The sequence below is a fragment of the Pseudomonas luteola NBRC 103146 genome, from assembly GCF_002091675.1.
GTDB classification, from domain to species: domain Bacteria; phylum Pseudomonadota; class Gammaproteobacteria; order Pseudomonadales; family Pseudomonadaceae; genus Chryseomonas; species Chryseomonas luteola.
On sequence record NZ_BDAE01000087.1, the window covers coordinates 1 to 1039 of the forward strand.

The window sequence follows — 1039 nt, forward strand, 5'->3', positions numbered from 1 at the left end:
GGGCCATACCGGACGCTTCTCAGCGATGGCAGGGATGCCAGCAGGTGCTGACCAAGAGGGGGATTAAGGGGCTATCTCGTAACCTGCATTAGCCAGCGCTTCAGCATGGCTAGCTGTTCCTTTTATGCTTCCTTCCAACTCGCAGTAGTCGATAATTTCGCCATCCTTACTAGCTGGAAAGATGTAGGTCTCAAGCGTTTTCCATCCGTGACTCTCATAATCAATTGCGCTTACAACCACCAAGCTATGCCCATCAAGAGGTTCACTAAGCTCATATAACGCTTGGTGACCCCTGGCTTTAGGGAGGTGGTCGATAAGAAGCTTTGCCTTTCTCATCTGGGTATCTCCAGTGGGTTTAAGCGACAGCCAGCTAACTCGAACTGGCTGCCTTAAACCGTCTGCTCTACCTCACTGGTCATCGCGCCCGGCGACCATGAGGTCTACCCAAGCTCGAACCTCGCGCTCAACCCAGACGACGCTTTTGGGGCCTACGCGAATTTGTTTAGGAAACTGCCCCTTCCCGATCCGACGATAGATTTCCGTCATGCTCAAGCTGGTGATGCGCTTAACTTCAGGAAGCTTGATAAACCGCACTGTCATATCGATCTCGTTTTTCTTTGCCATGATTCCGTCTCCAGTGGACTTGAGCGGCTAGGCACTCACTGAATGCCTAACCTCAAATCGTCTGTTCCTCACCGCTGCCATCGCTTACTGGCGGTATGCCTACCGTCTATTTCCAGCCATCTCTGTTAAACCATGCGCCTATCTTAGGGATGAGCGTTTTCTCGCTGTAATAGCCGAGAACGCCTACTGACCAACCAATGGGCAGGGGCAGTAAGAACGCTAGGGGATTCCTTGCCTTGATAAGGAACGCGAAGGAGACAAGCGAAACGACTAGCACTAATGCTGGAAGGACTGTCTTCTTCTGGATTGACGTAATCTTCATGACTATCTCCGGTTGTCATCCCAAAGCGCCCGACCTATGCAGGCGCTTCAGTGATGCTTTCCTCTATGAGGATTGAGTCGAACTACCCTCGCA

At 51.6% G+C, this 1039-nt stretch carries 2 protein-coding genes; both read right to left on the reverse strand.

Annotation, left to right across the window (positions count from 1 at the left end; translation table 11 throughout):
• Positions 1 to 63: 63 nt before the first annotated feature.
• A complete protein-coding gene (locus PLU01S_RS25170; RefSeq protein WP_074830580.1) occupies positions 64 to 336 on the reverse strand; it encodes a hypothetical protein in 273 nt (90 codons plus the stop codon).
• Positions 337 to 408: 72 nt separating this feature from the next.
• Complete coding sequence (locus PLU01S_RS25175; protein WP_074830583.1) at positions 409 to 624, reverse strand: helix-turn-helix transcriptional regulator; 216 nt, start codon at positions 622 to 624, stop codon at positions 409 to 411.
• Positions 625 to 1039: the final 415 nt, after the last annotated feature.